At 61.8% G+C, this 1,802-nt stretch carries 2 protein-coding genes; one reads left to right on the top strand and one right to left on the bottom strand.

The features are described 5' to 3' along the window. The first annotated feature begins 2 nt into the window (after window positions 1-2). On the top strand, window positions 3-1,394 hold the full coding sequence (locus ACXRVY_RS27085) for an efflux transporter outer membrane subunit (RefSeq protein WP_458238738.1): 1,392 nt from the start codon (window positions 3-5) through the stop codon (window positions 1,392-1,394). A 211-nt stretch (window positions 1,395-1,605) separates the two neighbouring features. On the opposite strand, the gene ACXRVY_RS27080 is transcribed toward ACXRVY_RS27085, so the two are convergent. Beyond that, window positions 1,606-1,802: integrase core domain-containing protein (locus tag ACXRVY_RS27080; RefSeq protein WP_457265921.1), on the bottom strand; the 197-nt coding region annotated here is incomplete at its 5' end.

Raw genomic sequence — 1,802 nt, 5'->3', positions numbered from 1 at the left:
TGCTGGTACTGGCCCTGAGTGCCTGTGCCGTGGGCCCGGACTACAAGACGCCAACCACCGAGGCGGCCAACATCACGGCCGCCACCGATGGCGCCGCCGGCCAGAAGAATTTTGACCGTTCCCGTTTCGAAGGCATCTGGTGGCAACAGTTCGAAGACCCGACCCTCAACCAGTTGGTGACGCAATCCCTGCAAGGCAACCGCGATTTACGCGTCGCTTTCGCCCGCTGGAAAGCCGCACGGGCGATCCGCGATGACGTCAGCAACGACGCCATGCCGACCATCACCAGCCGCGTCAGCAGTGATTTGGGCAAAGGCCAGATTCCCGGCCAGACCACCGACCGGGTCAACAGCGAACGCTACGACCTGGGCCTGGACATGGCGTGGGAGGTCGATCTGTTCGGCCGCATCCAGCGCAACCTGGAGTCGGCCAACGCCGAACAGCAGGCGTTCGAGGCCGATCTGTACCAACTGCAAGTCACCATGATTGCCGAACTGGTGGATTCCTACGGTCAACTGCGCGGTGCGCAACTGCGGGAGAAAATCGCCCTGGCCAACCTGGAGAACCAGCAGGAGTCGCGCAAGATCACCGTCAGCCTGCGGGATGCCGGCGTCGGCGATCAGCTTGATGTGGAACGGGCCGATGCGCGACTGGCGTCGGTCGAAGCCAGCGTGCCGCAATTGCAGGCCGAACAGATTCGGCAGAAAAACCGTATCGCCACCCTGCTGGGTGAACGTCCGGACAAGCTGACCGTGGACCTGAGCCCGAAAGACCTGCCGGCGATTGCCAAGGCCCTGCCGATCGGTGATCCGGGGGAACTGCTGCAACGCCGTCCGGACATTCGCAGTGCCGAACGCCAACTGGCCTCGGCCACGGCGCGTATCGGCGTGGCCAAGGCCGATCTGTTCCCGCGGGTCAGCCTCAGCGGCTTCCTCGGTTTTACCGCCGGGCGCGGTTCGCAGATCGGCTCCTCGGCGGCCAACGCCTGGGCGCTCGGCCCGAGCATCACCTGGGCGGCGTTTGACCTGGGCAGTGTGAAGGCCCGTTTGCGCGGTGCCGACGCCGATGCCGAAGGCGCCCTGGCGACCTATGAGCAGCAAGTGTTGCTGGCCCTGGAAGAATCGGAAAACGCTTTCAGCGACTACGGCAAACGCCAGCAGCGTCTGATTTCGCTGATTCGTCAGAGTGAGTCCAGCCGTTCCGCAGCCGATCTCGCCGAGATCCGCTACCGCGAAGGCACGGCCGATGTCCTTGTGCTGCTCGACGCCCAACGGGAACGCCTGGCCGCCGAAGACACCCAGGCCCAGGCTGAAGTCGATCTGTATCGCGGCATCGTCGCGATCTACAAGGCCCTTGGCGGTGGCTGGCAGCCGGAGACGGTCGCCAGCAACTGACCCGATGTTTTGAAATGCTCCTTTGGTTGGCCGCAGCCAACCCGTTCCTTAGCCCTGCGTCTCATTCGGTCGCGGGGCTTTTTTTTGTCTATCAAAAACAACACATTCCCCCTGTGGGAGCGGGCTTGCCCTAATGCCAGTCAGTTAAGCCCCGGACATTGTGGGAGCGAGCTTGAACTGGTCAACTAATTTTGGACACCAGTTACGGTTTTCATGCCGCCAGTTTTTCCATAGCTACCGGTGAACGATAGCCGTTGTAGCTATGGAGCCTGACGTTGTTGTAACGCATCACGTAGCGTTGCACGTCTATGCGGGCTTCATGCTCAGAGTTGTAGCCATCTTCTGGCACCCACTCTGATTTAAGGCTCCCAAAGAAACGCTCCATCGGGGCGTTATCCCAGCACTCAC

The organism is Pseudomonas sp. P5_A2_2, from assembly GCF_054177685.1.
Note: the sequence above shows the minus strand (reverse complement) of the source record. Positions and strands in the feature narration are given on the sequence as shown.